Origin of the sequence: Parabacteroides sp. Y3-G-102 (genome assembly GCF_023656845.1) — a bacterium.
GTDB lineage: Bacteria > Bacteroidota > Bacteroidia > Bacteroidales > Tannerellaceae > Parabacteroides > Parabacteroides distasonis.
On sequence record NZ_JAMOKU010000066.1, the window covers coordinates 1 to 21,829 of the forward strand.

General features: G+C 46.2%; 19 protein-coding genes. 7 read left to right on the forward strand and 12 right to left on the reverse strand.

From position 1 onward, the window contains the following. Positions 1-262 precede the first annotated feature (262 nt). The 5 genes from NBH16_RS21630 to pheT form a co-directional block, all read right to left on the reverse strand. Entirely contained in the window at positions 263-1,669 is a 1,407-nt protein-coding gene (locus NBH16_RS21630; RefSeq protein ID WP_008780539.1) for a DUF5723 family protein, read from the reverse strand. 36 nt (positions 1,670-1,705) lie between these two features. Beyond that, positions 1,706-2,764 carry a DUF4621 domain-containing protein gene (locus NBH16_RS21635; RefSeq protein ID WP_250789056.1) on the reverse strand — a complete coding sequence of 353 codons (1,059 nt, stop codon included), beginning with the start codon at positions 2,762-2,764 and terminating at the stop codon, positions 1,706-1,708. 132 nt (positions 2,765-2,896) lie between these two features. Next, a complete protein-coding gene (locus tag NBH16_RS21640; RefSeq protein ID WP_005856675.1) occupies positions 2,897-3,661 on the reverse strand; it encodes a hypothetical protein in 765 nt (254 codons plus the stop codon). A 146-nt stretch (positions 3,662-3,807) separates the two neighbouring features. After that, positions 3,808-4,539 (reverse strand): YebC/PmpR family DNA-binding transcriptional regulator, encoded by a 732-nt coding sequence (locus tag NBH16_RS21645; protein ID WP_005856672.1) that lies wholly within the window; start codon positions 4,537-4,539, stop codon positions 3,808-3,810. Between the two features lie 39 nt (positions 4,540-4,578). After that, a complete protein-coding gene (gene pheT / locus NBH16_RS21650) occupies positions 4,579-7,041 on the reverse strand; it encodes a phenylalanine--tRNA ligase subunit beta (RefSeq protein ID WP_122369461.1) in 2,463 nt (820 codons plus the stop codon). 254 nt (positions 7,042-7,295) lie between these two features. Between pheT and trmD the strand changes: the two genes are divergently transcribed. Then, on the forward strand, positions 7,296-7,970 hold the full coding sequence (trmD, locus tag NBH16_RS21655) for a tRNA (guanosine(37)-N1)-methyltransferase TrmD (protein ID WP_250789057.1): 675 nt from the start codon (positions 7,296-7,298) through the stop codon (positions 7,968-7,970). Positions 7,971-8,058: 88 nt separating this feature from the next. Here the strand turns inward: trmD and NBH16_RS21660 are convergent, their stop codons facing one another. Next, positions 8,059-9,012, reverse strand: coding sequence for an NAD-dependent epimerase/dehydratase family protein (locus NBH16_RS21660; RefSeq protein ID WP_005862091.1), 954 nt, complete (start codon positions 9,010-9,012; stop codon positions 8,059-8,061). A 179-nt stretch (positions 9,013-9,191) separates the two neighbouring features. Between NBH16_RS21660 and kbl the strand changes: the two genes are divergently transcribed. After that, complete coding sequence (kbl, locus tag NBH16_RS21665) at positions 9,192-10,382, forward strand: glycine C-acetyltransferase (RefSeq protein WP_005856664.1); 1,191 nt, start codon at positions 9,192-9,194, stop codon at positions 10,380-10,382. 78 nt (positions 10,383-10,460) lie between these two features. After that, positions 10,461-11,306 carry a histidinol-phosphatase gene (locus NBH16_RS21670; protein WP_005862089.1) on the forward strand — a complete coding sequence of 282 codons (846 nt, stop codon included), beginning with the start codon at positions 10,461-10,463 and terminating at the stop codon, positions 11,304-11,306. Here NBH16_RS21670 and NBH16_RS21675 read toward each other — a convergent pair. The 3 genes from NBH16_RS21675 to NBH16_RS21685 all read right to left on the reverse strand — a co-directional run bounded on the left by NBH16_RS21675 (position 11,303) and on the right by NBH16_RS21685 (position 13,785). Next, the gene (locus tag NBH16_RS21675; protein WP_008780537.1) at positions 11,303-11,875 is read right to left on the reverse strand and encodes a cob(I)yrinic acid a,c-diamide adenosyltransferase; all 573 of its coding nucleotides are present in this window, start codon (positions 11,873-11,875) and stop codon (positions 11,303-11,305) included. The genes NBH16_RS21670 and NBH16_RS21675 overlap by 4 nt on opposite strands. A 140-nt stretch (positions 11,876-12,015) precedes the next feature. Continuing rightward, positions 12,016-13,170: a molecular chaperone DnaJ gene (gene dnaJ / locus NBH16_RS21680; RefSeq protein ID WP_005856657.1), complete on the reverse strand. Its 1,155-nt coding sequence runs from the start codon at positions 13,168-13,170 to the stop codon at positions 12,016-12,018. Positions 13,171-13,200: 30 nt separating this feature from the next. Continuing rightward, positions 13,201-13,785, reverse strand: coding sequence for a nucleotide exchange factor GrpE (locus tag NBH16_RS21685; protein WP_005862085.1), 585 nt, complete (start codon positions 13,783-13,785; stop codon positions 13,201-13,203). A gap of 216 nt (positions 13,786-14,001) precedes the next feature. Between NBH16_RS21685 and NBH16_RS21690 the strand changes: the two genes are divergently transcribed. Genes NBH16_RS21690 through corA form a run of 3 tightly spaced genes read left to right on the forward strand, consistent with a single transcriptional unit; the run spans position 14,002 to position 19,008 of the window. After that, positions 14,002-15,432 (forward strand): DUF4136 domain-containing protein, encoded by a 1,431-nt coding sequence (locus NBH16_RS21690; RefSeq protein WP_121960930.1) that lies wholly within the window; start codon positions 14,002-14,004, stop codon positions 15,430-15,432. Positions 15,433-15,447: 15 nt separating this feature from the next. Continuing rightward, positions 15,448-17,916 carry an endonuclease MutS2 gene (locus tag NBH16_RS21695; RefSeq protein ID WP_250789058.1) on the forward strand — a complete coding sequence of 823 codons (2,469 nt, stop codon included), beginning with the start codon at positions 15,448-15,450 and terminating at the stop codon, positions 17,914-17,916. Positions 17,917-17,931: 15 nt separating this feature from the next. Beyond that, complete coding sequence (gene corA / locus NBH16_RS21700) at positions 17,932-19,008, forward strand: magnesium/cobalt transporter CorA (RefSeq protein ID WP_008772072.1); 1,077 nt, start codon at positions 17,932-17,934, stop codon at positions 19,006-19,008. Positions 19,009-19,017: 9 nt separating this feature from the next. Here the strand turns inward: corA and NBH16_RS21705 are convergent, their stop codons facing one another. Beyond that, a complete protein-coding gene (locus NBH16_RS21705; RefSeq protein ID WP_005856646.1) occupies positions 19,018-19,617 on the reverse strand; it encodes a recombinase family protein in 600 nt (199 codons plus the stop codon). A gap of 111 nt (positions 19,618-19,728) precedes the next feature. Between NBH16_RS21705 and NBH16_RS21710 the strand changes: the two genes are divergently transcribed. Further along, a complete protein-coding gene (locus tag NBH16_RS21710; RefSeq protein WP_048927483.1) occupies positions 19,729-20,817 on the forward strand; it encodes a winged helix DNA-binding domain-containing protein in 1,089 nt (362 codons plus the stop codon). On the opposite strand, the gene NBH16_RS21715 is transcribed toward NBH16_RS21710, so the two are convergent. Together NBH16_RS21715 and NBH16_RS21720 are read right to left on the reverse strand one after the other, a co-directional pair. Next, complete coding sequence (locus NBH16_RS21715; protein WP_048927351.1) at positions 20,779-21,054, reverse strand: zinc ribbon domain-containing protein; 276 nt, start codon at positions 21,052-21,054, stop codon at positions 20,779-20,781. The two genes, NBH16_RS21710 and NBH16_RS21715, sit on opposite strands and share 39 nt — an antisense overlap. Positions 21,055-21,060: 6 nt before the next feature. Further along, positions 21,061-21,678, reverse strand: coding sequence for a helix-turn-helix domain-containing protein (locus NBH16_RS21720; protein WP_250789059.1), 618 nt, complete (start codon positions 21,676-21,678; stop codon positions 21,061-21,063). Positions 21,679-21,829: the final 151 nt, after the last annotated feature.

A 21,829-nucleotide genomic window follows, 5' to 3' on the forward strand; every position in this document is an offset into this window, starting at 1 on the left:
GGCAAGGGGATATTGTGGGCAGAAGTGGGTATTTCAGCCTCAATTTATCTGCTAATTCAGTGATGAGAGGACGTTTAGACGCAAGAAGGACGCTGAAGAGCTTAGTTGCGGATTTGAGGATATCCAATTTCTTCCTTTCAATCAGTCCACAAAGATAAAAAACCTAATAAAACGAGCCTAATAAAAAAGAAAAGACTGTCTGGGTATATAACCCGGACAGCCTTTTCCTTTATGATACAGACTCTATTCTGAGTATCCCCTATTAATTAGCGAATGATTTCAAAGGAACACTTACTCCCATGTAAAGATTCATGGCGTTACCGCTGACCGGTAAGCATTGTGGAGTTACCTTTGTCAACATATAATCCGATCCGATAAAGAAATTGATCCAAGACGGTGAGAAATTCAAGGCGATACCATACGTCTTGAACTTACTATGGATAAATGAGTAGCTCAGCGTAGCCTCAAACCATTTCACCGGACGGTAATTACCGGACAATGTCAGTTCCGTATAGGCTTTCGGGGAATAAAGACGAGTGCTCGACAATAAACCGATACCTAACTTGTTTTCCAGCAAACGGTACTCGCCACCGATATTGATTGTCGAACGAAGACGGGTAGTGCTTCCGGACTCACCCTCTTTCTTGAAATGAAGCAAGTTCTCGAAATCTTCCTTGATAGCGTCAAACTGATCGCCCATGCTCGGTATATCACCGTTATTCTCGCCAATAGCCAGATCAAAGCCGTTAAAGTCGAAAGTTCCATCCAACTTACCTAGCGTGCTACCTCCCTTGCTCCAGCTGATAAAACCTAAATCAAGGACAGCGGCGGATAACATGATATTCTCGGTCAATTGGTACGTAGCACCCAAGTCCACTCCCATACCGAAACCGCTAAGACCCGGAGAATCGAAATCAAAGCTATTATAATAATCACGGCCTTGCTCGTCTACTTCCATTTCCGGAACCAAGCCTTTCATATTCGTCTGCAAGGTACCGGTAGAGGTAACTTTCCAGCTAGTCTCTCCCATCTCAGCATGCATCTGATCGATCGTAGCGTCCATAGAACCTACGCCCCATAACAATTTAACCTTACCTCCGACTGTCAACTTATCCGTGATAGGACGAGAATATCCTACACCTGTCTCCAAATAAGCCTCGGCATACGCCCTGATATTACGGATATCATACGTGCTCTGAGATCCATTACCCTTTTTCATGAACTCGAACAATGTCTTCGGAGCACGAATATTCGCCAATCCCTTGATAGAAACATCAACCGTCCAGAATCCCTTGCCGGCGTACCAGCCACCGGATAGAACCTGCGTACCAAAATCCATGTTTACCTGATTCTCGTCCTTCAAGCCATTCAGGAAAGACTCGGTATTCACGGAGTTATCCATGAACGTAACGGTCTCACCATTCTTCGGATAAATAAAATTATCCACAGCTATTCCGTTCGTACCATACGAAGCGCCAACCGCGCCTAATACCGGAATGGAGACATAGCCTCTCTCGGGACGATACGCCGGATTCATCGTCGTGCGTACCGTAGAGGATTGCATGAAGTAAGAAGTTCGTATTTGCTGGGCGGATACCGACATCCCCACAGTGGTCAATAAACATAAAGCGCACAGACCTCTCTTATACATATTATATATAGTATTCATCTTTCTTTTTCGTAATTTAAATGGTTAGTACTGGGATCAAATAGAAATTCCGCCTTCTTTCTTGAGTTTCAAGTTGAAGGTAGTTTTCTGGCCTTTCTTCAAAGCCTCGCTTTGATCTCTACCCGTTAAATGTAAATTCAGGTCTATATGACGTGCGTCCTTCATTTTCGGCATATCCTCCTTCGTGATCTCGAAGACAACCTCTCCGGATTGTCCTTTTACCTCTTGCGCCGGGAATTGGATATCTACCGGTACATTGTTCTCATCCATGATCACCATCTCGATAGACATATCGAACGGCATCTCGTTCGTAACCTCTCCATAGATCTTCGCGCTTCCGTCCGAGAAAATATAGTCTACGAAATCCTCATCAAAAGCGTCCTCGATCCGCTCGACGGATACGGCGCTAAATTCCGGTGCCGGAGTCAACGGAAGCTCTACCGCATAGCGTAACTCGCTCAAGGCATCCATAGGAGCGTTCGCCCATTGTTTGCTATCAGCGGACAAAGACAAATGTATTTTTTGAGGAACAATCTGTACGATTCCCGGTAACTTCTCGTTCTTGACAAACTTAAAAGCATCCGTCTTCGGATCAAGAGGGCCGATCCAAATATTAGGAGACACCGTTGACAAGGTAAAATCAGAGGAAGTAGCCTCCTTTTTACTTGCGTTCTCAGCCTCGATAGACAAGCTACAATCCAAAGAGGCATTCTTTACATTCGACTTTAATGTAATATGGGGATTCGTTAACGCCAAAACGAAATCGCCATCAAACAAACCATCGATATCCCCAGTCGTTATATCTTCCGAGGCGATCTCCACTTTATCAGAGGCGGCCCGTAAGCTTTTCCCCTTAATCTTCATCTCTCCATCATAGATCATGATGTAAGCCCCGTCGACTTCCCGAATGGAAGGGACTTTCTCTACATTCACAACGTCATCCGACGTTACATAACCCGTACCGAGGGGAGCTACCCAAGACTCACCCATTACCGCATCGTCCGTATTGACATCGCTTAAATCATACTTACTATCCACACATGCCGCTAAACAGCAAGATGATAGCAATAGCATCACTAAATGTTTGTTTTTCATATAAAGTTATTTTTATCAAAATTATGACCCTAACAGCGCGCAAAAATAAACAAAATAAATGAAAGTTTAGCCATAAAAAAAGAGTGGCATCGTATTATTAACGCCACTCTTAGCTTATACTATCTTTGACAATCAAAATATTCTTCCGCAAATACGAATCTTCATGACCGGATAAACCGTTAGCTTGTCCATGATCTTCGTAAAGGTATCATCCTCGTCTATCTCATTCAACAAGTCCTTTACATCCCCTGAATCCGTATACACCTCCGGTTTGCCATGGAATTGCACACCCAGCTCAAACATCACGCCAACCCGTTTCTTAGGAACCGCACGACCGAATCCAAGACCTAGATAAGGACGAAAACCGGACACTTTCAATCCACCGGATACATTACCGTTATTATCCACCGGAATCGTATAATCACCGATAACTATGCCCGCACTTTCTCCTTGGGCGATCAGGTCTTTCAGCTTATCACTATGCCCTTCTATCTTCACCAAGGAAGAACCACCGAAATAGGCGCCGGCCGCAACGAAGAACGAAGAAGCGTGAGGAAACGGGTAAACATTCACCAACAACTGTCCGGAAGTACGTTTCAAGCTACCTTTGACATCCATGGAGTATGTATCATTATACACACCCGCTCGCGGATCGTTAACATCTACATCCACGTCCGTATTAATGCTGAAACCCGGCATAAAGGTAAGACCACCTCTCAACGCCAGATAAGGCGTAATAGGAGTAGCGACCTCCACATCTACACCCGTCAAACCAACACCCACTCCTGCCGAAACAGAATTGAAAATCCCTAACTCCTTTTGAGCTGAGATAAAATTACACGTCGCAAACATGCTCACGAACGCACAAAGAAGAAATAGTCTTTTCATTTTCACCATATAAGTTAAATTGTTATTCACCCTAGACTCACAAAAATAAATAAAAAACATGAAACATTCGTTGTAAAAAAGAAAAAGCGACATCGAATTTGCCTCGATGTCGCTTTTTTACGGATAAAGTATACTATTTTACGTATAAGCGTACGTTATTCCTCCTCAGAATCGTCTTCCTTCATATTATGGAATACGTTTTGAACGTCTTCGTCTTCCTCTAATTTCTCGATAATCTTCTCGATAGACTCACGCTGTTCCGGAGTAACCTCCTTCAAATCGTTCGGAATACGTACGAACTCACTACTCAAGATCTCGAAACCATTCTCCTCCAAATATTTCTGGATCGCCGAATTCTGCGCGAACTCACCATAAAGAACAACCTCGTCCTCGTCTTCCTCAACCTCATCTACACCGAAGTCGATCAACTCCAACTCTAGGTCTTCTAAAGAAAGATCCTCTTTTTTAGCGATATGGAATACGCATTTATGATCGAACAAGAACTCCAAGCTACCGGATGTTCCCAGAGAACCACCGTTCTTATTGAAATAACTACGAACGTTGGCTACCGTACGAGTCGTATTATCCGTAGCGGTCTCAACGAAGATAGCGATACCGAAAGGACCATATCCCTCATAGTTCATCTCCTTATAATCCGTGAAATCCTTGGATACGGCACGTTTAATGGCACGCTCCACGTTCTCCTTCGGCATATTCTCCTTTTTGGCGTTCTGCATCAACACACGTAAACGAGGATTATTCTCGGGCTCCGGCCCACCTTGTTTTGCCGCGATCGTGATTTCCTTACCTAACTTCGTGAATACACGGGCCATATTGCCCCAACGCTTAAACTTTCTCGCTTTACGAAACTCAAACGCTCTTCCCATATGTTTATCAGTTTATCTTTATTTTATGTAATTAAATTCTTATCTCAATTGAGCACCTAGCTTTTGTTCCAGATTCGTCTGGATCTTCTTCATGATAGCGTCGATCTGCTTATCGTTCAAAGTCTTGCTCTCATCTTGCATGAAGAAGCTTACGGCATACGACTTCTTGCCCGCCGGAAGGTTCTTGCCCTCGTAAACGTCAAACAGAGATACTTCCTTCAATAGCTTGCGATCGCTATCCTTAGCGATTTTCTCGACCTCGCTAAACTGTACGCTCTTATCAAGCAACAACGCCAAGTCACGTTTAACGGCCGGGAACTTGGAAATCTCGGAGAAGGTTACTTTCGCCTTCTTGATCTCCTTCATCAATTGGGTCCACGACAACTCAGCGTAATAAACCTCCATATCGATATCCAGCATCTTACGAAGTTTCTTGCTTACGATACCCATCGTACCCAATTGACGTCCGGAACCGGTCGTGATGCTTAGGCCCGAAGAATAGATATCATTCGTCAAGTTACCGAAAATAACCCGTTTCATATCCACGCCCAAGCGGGCTAAGATATTCTCTACGTAAGCCTTCAACTCATAAACGGAAGATTTCTCGTCAGGATGCGCCCAGTTGTTCTCCACCCGGTTGCCGGCTACCCAGATGCCTAGACGGTAATCCTCGCTGAACTGCGCCAAGGTCTCATCTTCCTTCTTGTTATCGATATTATAATCATAGCAATTACCGAACTCATAGAAACGGACATTGCCATTCTTACGCTTCATGTTATGCTCGATGCTCTCCAAGCCTCCGAACAACAAGGTCTGACGCATGCAGTTCAAATCAGCGCTTAACGGGTTCATCAACATGACACAATGCGCTTCCGGATAAACAGACAGATCCGTATAATAAGCGGAGCGTGTCAAGGAATTGTTCATGATCTCGTTGAAACCACAACCGCAAAGTTGCTCCGAGATCAAGTTCTGCAATTTCCAGCTACGATCCGTAGGAGTCTGGTAACTTAAATTGGACTTCACGTTATCGCTGAACTCCACGTTATTATATCCGTAGATACGAAGAATGTCCTCGATCACGTCTACATCACGCTGCACATCGATACGATATACGGGAACATGCAAAGTCAAGCCCTCGGCAGTCTCGGATACGATCTCCATCTCAAGGCTTGCCAAGATACTTTTCACGGTTTCTACCGGAATATCCTTACCGATCAACGTATTGATCTTCTCGTAAGTCACCTCAACCGTATACGGTTCCGCCACGGCAGGATAAACATCCTGTACAGCACCCGTGATCTTACCTCCCGCCAACTCTTGTATCAACAAGGCGGCACGTTTCAATACATACATCGTATTGTTCGGATCCAAACCACGCTCGAAGCGGAAAGAAGCGTCCGTATTCAAGCCAAAACGACGGGCGGTCTTGCGAATCCACGTCGGATGGAAACAAGCGGATTCCAAGAATACGTCGGTAGTCTCCTCCGTCACGCCGGAATCCAAACCGCCGAACACGCCACCGATACACATCGGTTCCTCGACGTTACAAATCATCAAGTCACGATCGGTCAACGTACGCTCCACGCCATCCAACGTAACGAATTTCGTACCAGCCTCGGCCGCCTTGACAATCACTTTATTTCCTTTGATCTTACCCGCATCAAAAGAGTGTAAAGGCTGCCCTAACTCATGCAGGATAAAGTTCGTTATATCCACTACGTTATTGATGGGACGAAGGCCGATCACACGCAAACGGTTTTGTAACCACTCCGGGCTCTCCTTCACCGTAACGCCCTTGATCGTAACACCGGAATAACGGGGACAAGCCTCCGTATTCTCTACCACGACCTCTACACCCGGTGTCTCGTCATCGATCTTGAAAGCGTCTACCGAAGGACGTCTCAATTCGGCGGGCTTGCCGTTTTGCTTCAAATAAGCGGCCAAGTCACGGGCGACACCGAAATGGGAAGTAGCGTCTACACGGTTCGGGGTGATATCCACCTCCAGCACGTAGTCGCTCTTTACATTATAATAATCTTTAGCTAACGTACCTACAACAGCATCGGCGGGAAGTACGATAATACCGTTATGGTCGGTACCGATACCGATCTCGTCCTCGGCGCAAATCATACCGTTGGACTCAACGCCACGGATCTTGGATCTCTTGATGGTAAAGCATTCGTCACCGTCGTACAGTTTCGTGCCGTTCACGGCTACGACCACTTTCTGTCCGGCAGCCACGTTCGGGGCACCGCATACGATTTGTAAAGGAGCCTCGCCACCTACATTTACGGTCGTAATATGTAAATGGTCAGAATTCGGGTGTTCCTCACAAGTTAACACTTCACCGATAACCAGTCCCTCAAGTCCGCCCTTAATGGTTTGAACTTCCTCTACTCCACCGGTTTCCAAACCGATAGAGGTAAGCGCCGCAGCAACTTCTTCTGGCTCCAGATCGAAATCAAGATACTCTTTCAGCCAATTGTAAGATATATTCATCGCTATAAAATTTATTCTCTAAAGAGACGGCCTCTATTGATAGCCGCCGAATTGACGGACAAAAGTACGAATAATAATTCAAACGATACAAAAATATCCTCATGAACTTCTACGAACTCTTAACTGCGCCAACGCATGCGTTTCATTCATTCTTAATTTTCTATCGCGAATCATAGATAATAGAGACTCACTTTACGATGAGTCAGAATAAAGATGTACCTTTGCGGGAGGTTTTAACGTTACAACTATTTTTTATGCGTATAGATATACTTACCGTACTTCCCGAGATGATCGAGGGGATGATTGATTGCTCTATCGTCAAGAGGGCGCAAGATAAAGGATTAGCGGAGATTCATTTACATAACCTACGGGATTACACCACTAATAAATGGAGGCGGGTGGATGATTATCCGTTCGGAGGAGAGGCCGGAATGGTGATGCAGATCGAACCGATAGACCGGGCGATCTCAGCGTTGAAAAGCGAACGGGAATATGACGAGGTAATCTATACCTCCCCGGATGGCGAGACACTCAACCAGCCCATGGCCAACAGCATGTCTTTACTAAATAATATGATTATCCTCTGCGGGCACTATAAAGGGATCGACTATCGTATCCGTGAGCATTTGATAACGAAAGAGATATCCGTAGGAGACTATGTCCTTACCGGAGGAGAGCTGGCCGCCGCTATCATAACCGACGCCGTGGTACGCTTGATACCGGGAGCGATCGGCGACGAGCAAAGCGCCCTCTCCGACTCCTTCCAAGATGACTTACTGGCCCCGCCTGTTTATACACGTCCCGCCGATTACAAAGGTTGGAAAGTACCCGAGGTACTATTATCCGGGCACCAGCGCAAGATCGAAGAATGGCGCTTGCAACAAGCACAAGAGCGTACGGCACGCCTCCGGCCGGATTTATTGAAATAGCAGCGTTAAAAAACAAGGCCGGGGATCATCCCCCCCGATGATACCCCGGCCCCTCTATCCACAAACAATCATGGCTACAACATCACTCTTATTTATTGAAACGTTCTTTCAATTTAGCTAACATGTCTTTTGTCATGGCATCCAAATCATACTCCGGCTTCCAGCCCCACTCTTGGCGGGCGCAAGTGTCATCCAAGGAGTTCGGCCACGACTCGGCTATAGCCTGACGCAAAGGATCTACCTCATACTCCATTTGGAAGTCCGGCATATATTTCTTGATATTATTAAAGATGATCTCCGGATCGAAACTCATCGACGCAATGTTGAAAGAGTTGCGATGAACGAACTTCGTAGAATCCGCCTCCATAATCTCGATAGCGGCACGCAAGCCGTCCGGCATGTACATCATATCCATGAAAGTACCGGCTGCGATCGGGCAAACGAATTTCTCGCCCTTAGCGGCCGAATAGTAAATATCGACAGCGTAATCCGTCGTACCACCACCCGGAGGTGTTACGTAAGAGATCAATCCGGGGAACCGAACCGAACGTGTGTCCACGCCGAAACGGATATTATAATAATCACTTAACAACTCACCGGATACCTTCGTCACGCCGTACATCGTACGAGGATTACGGATCGTATCTTGAGGAGTCTTGTCTTTCGGGGTATTGTTACCGAAAACGCCAATAGAGCTCGGCGTAAATACGGCGCAGTGCATCTCACGGGCCACCTCAAGCACATTGAACAAGCCCCCCATACCGATCTTCCACGCCAACTGAGGTTTAGCCTCTGCTACAGCCGACAAAAGAGCCGCCAAGTTGTAGATCGTATCAATATTATATTTTGATACCGTCTCAGCGATCTGCTGCTCGTTCGTGATATCCACGATAGCGGAAGGTCCCGATTCTAACAACTCGCCTTTAGGTTCCGCACCCGGGATATAACCCGCTACTATGTTCCCACCGTAGATACTTCTTAATTTCATGGTTAACTCTGATCCGATCTGACCGGTAGAACCAATTACTAATACATTCTTCATCGCGTTTAATGAGATTTAAGTTTTTTTCCGTCGGCAAAGGTATAGAGAATAAAACAGTTTAGACATGAATTTCTTCTCTTTTTTAGTATTAAAATTCAAAAAAAAAACAGACCTTTGTCTGTCGCTTTGACAACGAAGCTACTACTCACATCTAAATACTAATAAAAAACGAAGTTTTTATGTACGGAAAACTTAAAGAATTCTTGACAAATGAACTTGAAGGCATCAAAGCCGCTGGTTTATACAAGAACGAGCGTATCATTACTACGCCGCAGAGAGCCGACATCAAAGTAAATGCCGGAAGTGATGTTTTGAACTTCTGCGCCAACAACTATCTTGGCCTGTCCGATAACCAACGACTGATCAAGGCCGCGAAAGAAGCCATGGATACACACGGTTATGGTATGTCGTCCGTTCGTTTCATCTGTGGAACGCAGGATTTGCACAAGCAATTGGAAGCAGCCATCTCCGACTATTTCAAGACTGAGGACACGATCCTTTACGCCGCATGTTTCGACGCTAACGGTGGTTTGTTCGAGCCATTGTTCGGCGAGGAAGACGCTATCATCTCGGATGCCTTGAACCACGCCTCTATCATCGACGGTGTTCGTTTATGCAAGGCTAAACGTTATCGCTACGCTAACGCCGATATGGCGGACTTGGAGCGTTGCCTACAAGAGGCGCAGGCCCAACGTCACCGTATCATCGCCACGGACGGCGTGTTCTCCATGGACGGCAATGTCGCTCCGATGGACAAGATTTGCGAGCTTGCCGAGAAATATGACGCATTGGTTATGGTGGACGAGTCTCACTCTGCCGGTGTCGTAGGCCCGACGGGTCATGGCGTAGCCGAGCAGTTTGATGTTTACGGACGTGTAGATATCTTCACGGGTACGCTGGGTAAGGCGTTTGGTGGTGCCATGGGTGGCTTCACGACCGGAAAGAAGGAGATTATCGATATGTTACGTCAGCGTTCTCGCCCCTACTTGTTCTCTAACTCCGTGGCTCCGGCCATCGTAGGCGCAAGCTTGGAGATGTTCAAGATGTTGAAGGAGAGCGACGCTTTACATACGAAATTAATGAACAACGTAAGTTACTTCCGCGACAAGATGCTGGCAGCCGGTTTCGATATCAAGCCGACTCAATCCGCTATCTGCGCTGTTATGTTGTACGACGCTAAGTTGTCTCAAGATTTCGCCGCCAAGATGCAGGAAGAGGGTATTTACGTAACCGGTTTTTATTACCCGGTAGTACCGAAGGGACAAGCTCGTATCCGTGTACAATTGTCCGCCGGCCACGAGACTGAGCATTTGGACAAGGCTATCGCCGCGTTTATCAAGGTAGGAAAAGAGCTAGGCGTTATCAAATAACACCTCTCTCATTCATCATACAAGGCCACATCCGGGCAAGATGATCTGGATGTGGCTTTTTAATCACTAAGAACAATCATGCAACTCAGTAACTACCATAGTCATTGTACTTTTTGTGATGGAAGAAGTATTCCGGAGGATTTCGTGAGATTCGCCATAACACACGGGTTCCGTGCGTACGGTTTTTCCTCCCACTCGCCGCTTCCGTTCGAGACCTTCTGGAATATGTCTAAAGACGATATGCCGGAGTATCTGCAAGAGATAAACCGACTGAAACAGAAATACAGCGATCAACTAGAAATATATGCCGGTCTGGAGATTGATTATCTGGACGAGACCTATAACGCCTCGATCCCCTATTTCCAAGAGTTGCCTTTGGACTACCGGATCGGTTCCATCCATTTCCTGCCCGTATCAGAGCGTCTGGTCGAAGAGAACATGGTCTGTATAGACGGCTCATTCAGGGAATACGCCCACTCCGTGGAGCGGCATTTCGAGGGAGATGTCCGGTTGCTTGTCAAGCGTTTCTTCGATACCACGATGAAAATGATAGAGGCCGGAGGCATCGATATCGTCGGGCATATGGACAAAATCTATATGAACGGACAGAAGTACGAGATCTTCAATTTTGAGGAGGATTGGTATCGGAAGCCTTTTGAGGCTTGTCTGGATCTGGTTCAGGAGAAAGGATTGATGGTAGAGGTCAACACCAAGAACTGGACCAAGAAAAAAGAGCTTTACCCCCGTGTGGAATACCTATCACGGATGCGGGAAATGAATATCCCTGTCATGGTGAACTCCGATTGCCATTATCCGGATTTGGTGAACGACGGTCGCAAGGAGGCTTTCAAGTTGCTGAAGCAAGCCGGCTTCAAGTCCACCCGTGAGCTCGTGAAAGGCAAATGGCAAGATATCGCCCTCTAGGATTTATTTTTCCGCTTATACAGGAAGGATTGCCAACGTTCCTCAGCGTTCCCTTGACGAAACATGTCATAACGTGCCATCGTAAAGAACAGATCCGATAAACGATTCACGAACGCCATGATCCCGGCAGGAACCGGGTCTTTCCGATTCAATGTCCACAAGCGGCGTTCGGCCCTGCGGGTGATCGTACGGGCCAATTGGAGGTGCGCCGAAACAGGTGTGCCTCCCGGAAGGATAAAATACCCGTTATCCTCCATCTGGGCGGATAGATCATCGATATGGGACTCACAAAAGACGGCCAAATCATCGGGAAGCGGATTCGGATTCTTATCACGGATCGCCGATGGTGTCGCCACATGAGACATCACGGCCATCATCTCACGCTGTATCCTACCCAGCAACACCTGCCATTCATGATCGGGAGGCAGCAACGTACGGACAATGCCGATCTCGGCGTTCAACTCATCCAACGTCCCATTCGCCTCAATACGGATGTCATCCTTATCGACACGCTCACCGCCATGTATGCCGGTTTTTCCTTTATCTCCTCCACGGGTATATATTCTCATAGGATACTCATTTTAGGACTTATGAAAAAAGACTACCGTATTCCGGCGATAAACACTATAGTATTCATTTCCAAACACTACTGTGTTTATCCACGAATGCTATAGTGTTCTCACACGAACACAGTAGTCTTTCCTATTCGTTAATCAAAGAAGTGCTTAAACTTACTGAAGATTTTCTCTTTCATCGTCTTATTAGGCTGGAAGTTCGGTGAATTCTCCAATCCGTTCAGCGTCTCTTTCTCCGTAGACGACAAAGTCTCGGGGATATATACACTCACGTTCACCAACAAATCGCCCGTACCATAACTATTGATGGAAGGAAGTCCTTTATTACGCAAACGAAGCACCTTACCCGGCTGTGTACCCGGCTCGATCTTCAATTTCGCCTTTCCGTCGATGGTCGGGACCTCTACCGTGGCTCCCAAGGCTGCTTGCGGAACACTCAATAGCAGGTTGTATAACAGATCGTTCTCATCACGAATCAACTCCGGATGCGGTTCCTCCTCGATAAGGATCAATAAGTCGCCGTTGATTCCACCATGTCGTGCGGCGTTGCCTTTACCATTCATGGAGAGCTGCATGCCCTCGGCTACACCGGCAGGGATATTGATCGTGATAATCTCATCGTCGCGAACGACGCCCTCACCGTTACACTCCGTACATTTCTTGACAACGATCTTGCCCTCGCCACCACAAGTAGGACAAGTCGTCTGCGTCTGCATCTGCCCAAGGATCGTGTTGGCGATACGGGTAACGACACCGCTACCTTTACACGTATCACACGTCTTCACACCCTCCGAGCCTTCCGCCCCGCTACCGTGACAATGCGAACAAGGCACATACTTCTTCACCTTGATCTTCTTTTCCACGCCGTTAGCGATCTCTTTCAGGTTCAGCTTCACCTTCACACGCAAATCCGATCCACGGTTCACACGGCGTCCTCCACGAGAACCGCCGAAACCACCGAAGCCACCAAAACCGCCAAAATGTCCACCAAAGATGTCGCCGAACTGGGAGAAGATATCCTCCATGGACATACCACCACCGAAGCCGCCACCTTGTGAAGCCCCGCCGACACCCGCATGGCCGAATTGGTCATAACGCTGACGCTTTTGCGGATCGCTCAACACGTCGTATGCCTCTGCCGCCTCCTTAAAGTTCTCCTCCGCTTGCTTATCGCCCGGGTTCTTATCCGGGTGGAATTGTATCGCCTTCTTACGGTACGCTTTCTTTATCTCATCCGCCGAAGCATTCTTCTCAACGCCCAGCACTTCATAGTAATCCCTTTTAGCCATCCTTGTATTTGTTATTTGCCGATTTTCCGATTATTCTCCCACTACTACTTTAGCGTGACGTATTACCTTGTCAAATAAGGTATATCCAGTTTGTACGCAATCCAATACCTTGCCCTTCATGTCCGGTTCCGGAGCGGGAATCGTAGCGATAGCCTCAAACTCCTCCGTGTTGAACGGCTTGCCTATGGCCTCGATCGGCTTTACGCCTTGCTGAGACAGATAGCCCATGAACTTACCGAAAATCAAGTCCACGCCTTCTTTAACGGCCTCTACATCCTCAGCCGTGCGGACATTCTGCAAAGCACGCTCGAAATCGTCGATAATAGGAAGAAGGTTCTTTAACGCACCCTCGCCGCCAGTCTTGATCAAATCGGCCTTCTCACGCATCGTACGTTTACGGTAATTGTCAAACTCCGCCATCAAGCGCAGGTGGGAATCGTTCAATTCGTTATATTTCTTTTGCAAGGCTTCCACCTCGCCCGACACATTGTCAGAGCCGGCAGTTTCATCTGCCGCATTTGACTGTTCTTCCTGCAAATTTGTCGCTTCCTCATTATTCACGTTTTCGTTTTTTGAAGCGTTTTCTTTTTTCTCGTTTGGATTCATCTTGCTCATAATCTATCTGATTTTTTTCATTACTAACTAATTGTAAGCGAAATACGGTACCACATAAATACCCTTAAAAAGTATATACACAGCATCCATATCAAGTTCATACACTATTATAGCAGCAAATATATTGCCAACTATTCCACCACATCAAAAATATCTTTACCTTTGCCTATGTTTTAAACGAAACAGGTATTTTTAGAGTAAATAAAATTCCAGAATATGATGAGAAGTGTGATTTTATCAACGTTACTATTAGTATTGGCGGTCTGTACGGTTTCCGCCCAAAACAGGAATACATCCATCTGCCGACTAGGCTTCACATACGATATCAGCCAGAGCAAGAACTGGGGAAATAACAAGCCGGTCATTAAAAGCGTCATCCCTTATTCATCCGCCGAGCAAGCAGGTATTAAGAAATACGACGTGATCGAGGAGATCAACGGTGTACCTGTGACGGAAATATCTGTCGATGAGATCCCACAACTGCTGAATCCCGCCGGAAGAAACGATGTCCTATTGACTATCAGCAACCTTTCCTCTCCTTCTAAACAAGTATTGGTAAAGAAGGACTGCAAGAAAAGTAACGCCATCACGGAAGACCAGCTGGCGTCCGCCTATGCGATGTATAGCTTGGAGACAACCAATGAGCAAGAATTCATATGCCCGTTCAAGACTACCGTCACATCCGACGGCGTAGATTTCGGTAACTTCAAGACATTCGCCTTCTCGACCATCGACGAGAATAACCGTAAACTGGAAACGGTCATCAACGAATGCATCGAGAACGAGTTGACCAAAAAAGGACTTACGGTTGATATCGCGAAGCCGGATTTATTGATACAGACTTTCTATTTTTTCGATAAGAACCCGAACTATCTGGGAGCGAATAAAGTATTGGTAGAAAAAGAACCGACTTACCGGTACAACTTCTCGCACAGTAAGATGGAGAAATTCCCGTTCTTGAATTACGCCGCCGCCGAAGCGGAAGCCGAATATCTGTTGCAATTCGGTATCCGTATCATCGATCAAAAAGATATCCCCGGACGTGTACTCTGGGAATGTGAGGCGAACGAGTTGCTGGAAGACTCTTATCGTTTGGATGAATACGCCCGGGTGCATGTCCCGTTGATGTGTATGCAATACCCATACACGAAATACGGACGTAACGTACCGTTCAAGGTGAGCAAGAAGACCTATAATTATACGGGGATCAGCTACGATATCGATAAATTGGATCAAGTGGTTGACGTAGATCGTAACTCTCCCGCTTATGCGGCAGGCATCCGTCCTCGTGACATTATAGAAAAGATCGGCCGCCATAAGATGGATCATTCGGCAGAGGAGTTCTCATCCGCCTACAAACGCTTTATCACGAACACGATGCAATATCGTGATCCGAAGACGATGTTTACGGACGCGAACGGTTTCAAATATTGCATGTTTTGGGACGTATTCAAATATCCCCAAATAGCGGATGCGTCGCAAAGCTCCGATTACTTGCCGGCGTTCTCTTATTTATACTATTTCGCCCCTTATATTAATCCGTCCGGCAACAACGCCTGTACATTTAATATAAAGCGTGGCAAGACAAAATTAGAAGTAATTATCCGTCCTACCATTCGCTCTGAAGTGACGGTAGAGATCAAATAAAGATTTTACAAACACGTGATATATCCACAAAATTTTGAACAAAAGACGGGCTTTGATAAGATCCGTCACTTAATCACAGAAAAATGTTTAAGCCCGCTCGGGGAAGAGCGGGTAGCGGAGATGGGATTCTCCGCCGATTTCGAGGTCGTATCCAAGCGATTGGAACAAACCGATGAGTTTATCCGTATCCTACACGGAGACACGGAATTCCCCGCCAGTTATTTCTTCGACGTGCGCTATTCCTTGAAACGGATTCGGCCGGAAGGTACTTGGCTGGATGAACGGGAGTTGTTCGACCTCAAACGTTCCTTGCAAACGATCAATGACATCGTACGCTTCTTCAAGCCCATGGACGATGAGGAAATCAAGTATCCGGCCTTGACTGAATTGGCGGGAGATATCTTTGTCTTCCCCCAATTGATTGGAAAGATCGATAGCATCCTCGATAAATTCGGCAAGGTCAAGGACAGTGCTTCCTCCACCCTATCGCAAATCCGCAGGGAGATGACGATCACGATGAGCGGTATATCCCGCAGCCTGCAATCCATCCTCCGTGCGGCTCAATCGGACGGGGTTGTCGATAAGGACGTGACACCGACCATGCGCGACGGTCGTTTGATGATCCCAGTAGCCCCGGCCTTCAAACGAAAGATAAAAGGTATCGTACATGATGAGTCCGCCAGTGGCAAGACGGTCTTTATAGAGCCGGAGGTGGTCGTGGAAGCGAATAACCGCATCCGGGAACTGGAAGGGGAAGAACGCCGGGAAATCATTAAGATACTGACGGAATTCACGAACGTGATCCGTCCTTTAGCTCCGGATATCCTACAATCTTACGAGTTTCTTGCCGACATTGACTTCATTCGTGCGAAAGCGTTATTCGCAGAGCAAGTCAAGGCGATCAAGCCGATCGTGGAGGATAAGCGACAAATGGATTGGGTACGTGCCGTGCATCCGCTCTTATTCCTGTCTTTACAGAAACAGGGCAAGCAGGTAGTTCCCCTCGATATCGAGCTGACCGAGGGAAAACGGATCTTGATCATATCCGGTCCGAACGCCGGTGGTAAATCCGTTTGCCTGAAAACGGTCGGATTACTTCAATACATGTTGCAATGTGGTTTATTGATTCCTTTGCATGAGCGATCAAGAACCGGGATCTTCGAGCATATATTCATCGATATAGGCGATGAGCAAAGCATCGAGAACGATTTGAGTACCTACAGTTCCCACCTTACCAACATGAAGTATTTCGTGAAGAATTGTAACGAGCGGACCATTATCCTAATCGATGAGTTCGGTAGCGGTACGGAACCCCAGATTGGCGGCGCTATCGCCGAGGCTTTATTGGATCGCTTCAACCGGAATCATAGCTTTGGGGTAATCACGACCCACTACCAGAATTTGAAGCATTTCGCCGAGGATACGGAGGGTATCGTAAACGGTGCCATGTTGTACGACCGCCATTTGATGCAGCCCTTGTTCAAGCTTTCTATCGGAAATCCGGGTAGCTCATTCGCCGTAGAGATCGCACGCAAGATCGGTCTGCCCGAGGACGTAATAGCCGACGCTTCCGCGAACGTCGGAGCGGATTATATCAATATGGACAAATACTTGCAAGATATCGTACGCGATAAACGGTACTGGGAAAGCAAACGGCAGAATATCCGTCAGCAGGAGAAAAAACTGGAAGATGTCACTTCTCGTTATGAACAAGACTTGGAAGCCGTAAACAAGCAACGGAAAGAGATCATCCGGGAGGCAAAGGCCGAGGCCCAACGTATTCTAGCGGAGGCTAACGCCAAGATCGAGAATACCGTCCGTGAGATCAAGGAGGCCCAAGCGGAAAAAGAACAGACCAAACTGGCCCGCAAAGCCTTGGAAGAGTTCAAGAACTCCGTAATGGCGACCGAAGAAGAAGACGATAAGATCGCACGCAAGATGGCGAAGCTCAAGGAACGGAACGAACGGAAGAAACAGAAACAAAAAGTGACGGCCCAGCCAATATTTAATAAAGAGGTGATAGAGGTCGGTGACAATGTACGCCTTAAAGGGCAGGTTTCCGCCGGAACCGTTATGGAACTACAAGGAAAGCAGGCCGTAGTAGCATTCGGGATGATCAAAAGCACGGTTAAGCTGGAGCAGTTGGAAAAGGTAAGCAAAGGCCAGATCAAACGGGAAATCCAGAAAAGCACGTTCGTCAGCTCCCAGACCACTGACAATATGCATGAGAAGAAGATAAACTTTAAGCAAGAAATCGATGTGAGAGGAATGAGGGGCGATGAGGCATTGCAAAGCGTGACCTATTTTATCGACGACGCCATTCAAGTCGGGGCAGGCAAGGTTCGTATCTTGCATGGAACCGGTACGGGTATCTTACGTCAGCTAATCCGGGATTATCTGCACACGGTTCCCGGTGTCCGTCGTTTTCAAGACGAGCATGTGCAGTTCGGAGGTGCCGGCATCACCGTTGTTGAATTCGATTAAAAAGAGATCCTTATTATGAGACGGAATGAATATACACACAGGAGAAGACATATATCCAACCGGCATTTATCGGACAAGTATTATTACGCCGGCGAACATGAGACAGCAACCGGCATCCGTCTCACGCAATACAACGAACAATCTTTGCATACGAAAGAGGTGCGGATAACCGACACCTCTTTCAGCAAACTATCCGACCCGGATCAGATCAATTGGTTCGAGGTTAGCGGATTGACCAATGCGGATGCCATTACCCGTATCGTAAAAGATTTCGGACTGCATAATCTGGACGCTAAGGATATCTTGACTCCCCAACACGTGGTCAAGGTAGAGGAATACAAAGGACGAATGCTTATCGTATTAAACTCCTGCTATTACGATGTCAATAACGAGATGCGGTCTGAGCACATCAGTATACTGGTAGCGAACAATACGGTTATCACTTTTACGGAAAGCAACAACCCCGTATTCGAGGCCGCTCATAAAGCGCTACTATCCAACATGCTGAACATCCGGAAAAAAGGCAGTGGATTGCTGCTCGCTTTCCTTCTAAACACGATCATAGCGAATTTAGTAGAATCCGCCTCAAAGGTAGAAGAGATACTAGAGGATATAGAAGAGACCTTGCTCGATCCTAAGAACGATCAGGGTAATATGGGTTCCCTAATCCAACAACACCGCCATGAGTACATGATTATCCGTAAGAATAGCCTACCGCTGAAAGATCAATTCTCAAAACTATTACGAACAGAGAACGGGATTATCACCCCGGATATCCTGCCGATCTATAATGACCTGCAAGACCAACTCCAATTCGTTATCCAAACAACGGAAAGCTGCCGGGAAATCACCTCTTCCCTTGTCGATCTTTATATATCCAATAACGATCTTAGGATGAACGCCATCATGAAACGGCTGACGATTGTCTCCACCCTTTTCATCCCTTTGACATTCTTGGTGGGCGTATGGGGTATGAACTTCAAGATAATGCCGGAATTGGATTGGCGTTACGGTTATTTCATAGCTTGGGCCGTCATGATAGCTACCGGAGTATTGACTTGGCTATATATGAAACGAAAGGATTGGTATTAAAACCAATCCTTACGATCTGAAGAATTTCTTCCTATACTTATAAAAAGTATTCTTAGAGACGTTGAAATGCTCGCAAATCGATCCTACCGATTCTCCCCGCTCCAACATGTTCATGATCTCCCCCTTATGGGCGTCTAAGAAGAACAACTTGGATTCCGAGCCTTTAGGACGTCCCAACCGCTTTCCCGTACTTTTCACCTGTTCCAAGGCGTCTTTTGTACGTATGGAAACCAGACTGTGATCAATCTCGTCTACTTGCTTGAAGACATTAATCATCAATTGGCGATCCATCCGGTCATCGAATATATAACGGTCGTTTATACAATAGACCGTCACGTCCTTCTCCATGCAAACGGTAAGTATCCCCATCAACTCATATAAGGTAAGACACAAACGGGTAATATCCGATACGATCAAGGCATCCCCTTTCTTCAAGCGTTCGAGAACAAGTTTTAACTTTGGTCCCGGCTGTTTCGCTTTCTCTCCGGATACTTCCATGACCCATTTATCCACATGGATATCTTTGGCCGCGGCAAAAGAAGAGATCTCTTCCCTTTGAATATCCAAGTGTTGCCGGTCTGTAGCCACATTTAAATACGCTATCGTCATAAATTTCACTAATTGTTTCTAGCGTGAAGGTACAAAAAGAATGAGTATATCTTCAAGATTATGGGATGTTTAACGCTTTATTTCGTACATTTGCGTTTATATTCATATATTATGATAACACATATACGAGTAGCTAGCCAACAATTGGAACAACCCCGATTCGAGTCCCCGAAAGAGTTGGTCTCTTGGATGGGCGCTATCCAGGCGCAGGAGTATGAGATGGCCAAATGGGCGATCGGTATTCGCTTGAGATCCTCTTCCCTTGAAAAGGTAAATGAGGCTTTGTACAAAGGTGATATTCTACGTACCCATGTGATGCGTCCTACTTGGCATTTCGTGGCCGCCGAGGATATCCGTTGGATGCTTATGCTATCTTCCGAGCGTATCAAGGCTGCCGTTATGTCGTACGCCAAGGGACATTTCGGGAAGATAGAAAAAACGCTGTTCACAAGATGCCTAGATCAGATCGGAAAGATACTGGAAGGATACAAAAGCCTGACCAAACAAGAAGTAACGGCGGAATTGCAAAAATCCGGGATTTTGCCCACCATAGATCACGTAAACCTTTTCCTTACATGGGGTGAGGTGGAAGGCATCGTCTGTAGCGGGATCGATAAAGGAAAGAAAACGACTTACGCCTTATTGGACGAACGTGTCCCTCCTACTCGTGAACTTTGCAGGGAAGAGGCTCTGGCGAGATTGGCATCCAGATATTTTCAAAGCCACTCCCCTGCCCAGTTACAGGATTTTGTTTGGTGGTCCGGGCTAACCGCTACCGAGTGTAGGCTCGCTATCAATCTGATCAAGGCAGAGTTAATGACCGAGACGTTCGATTCCCGTGAATATTTCATCCACCAATCATGGAAAGGAAAAAATGAGAGCGAACCTGTACTGCGTCTCCTCCCCGCCTTCGATGAATACTTGATCAGTTACAAAAACCGCACGGACGTATTGCCGCTAGAACATCATCCAAAAGCGTTCAACCGATTCGGCACCTTCTACCCGGTTATCTTATATAACGGAAAGATAATAGGTAATTGGAGCCGCTCCATTAAGAAAAACACCATTCAAATAGAAATGGACTTTTTCGAGAAGAAGCCCCGCATTCCAGTGAAATTAATCCAGCAGGCCGAAGCGCAGATAGACGCTTTTTATAGAGGCTTATTGTACCGCCCAGCGCTTCAATGTCGGGAAAAATAATTTCATATTCGCTACGGCCTCCTCTTTCGTATAATGAAAGTCCGCATCTTTATTGAACTCATCGACAAACTGGGCACAATGATCGATCATCTGATCCATCGTACAGTCCATCGTAAAGGCCCCGTCCTTATAACAATAGCAACAATATTCCTCATTCTTGCTTCCGTCATGGTTCGTTCCTAACTCCTCATTCTTTTGCAGCGGCATACCGCAGCTTTGGCAAAATTTTGTTTCCATACTAATTTATTTTATTGGTATATAAATCTTTGTCACTTGCGTATCGTCATCCTCTTCCGAATAACTCACATATTCCTCAAACGCCATTCCATGCCGTTTGGTATAATTGAAATCTATATTTATAGTATTATATAGTTCTTGTAATCCCGCATAACTACCTTTTAAGGTATAAACCGCATATTTTCCTTTCTGCAAACGAATCGTACCGAACATCCCTGATGGAATAATCTCCTTCCCGACCGAAGCATTACTCCACTTCTCGGTCTCTTCTCTCAGACGTGCTCGCAACTTATCCATATAAGCTTTCGGAGATACGCTGAATTGTTTCTTGAACGCTTTCGAGAAAGATTGGGGGTTATCATAGCCTACCCGACTCGCTAGATCTGCCAGACTCATATCTTCCGTATGCATATATAGAATCGCTCGCTCTACACGTTGCCTCGCCACATAAGCATATAATGACTCATTCAAGGCTCCTTTCATAATACGTAGTAGCTGCCGCTCGGACACGTTTACCTGCCCGGCTATTATATCCAGTCGTAAAGGGAGATGCAAATTCGCATTGATATAATCAATTACTTGATTAATTTTCCGTTGATATATGTTTTCCGTATCAGGCTTCATCCTATAGATTCTTATGATGACAAAAATACCTTAATTCCGCAACACTATTATAAATTAAACTTTTTAAGTACCTGAGCAACAAAAAGTTGCTCAGGATTTTGCCATGTCAGAATTTTCACTTATCTTAGTGTTGCAAAAAAAACAAGAGAAT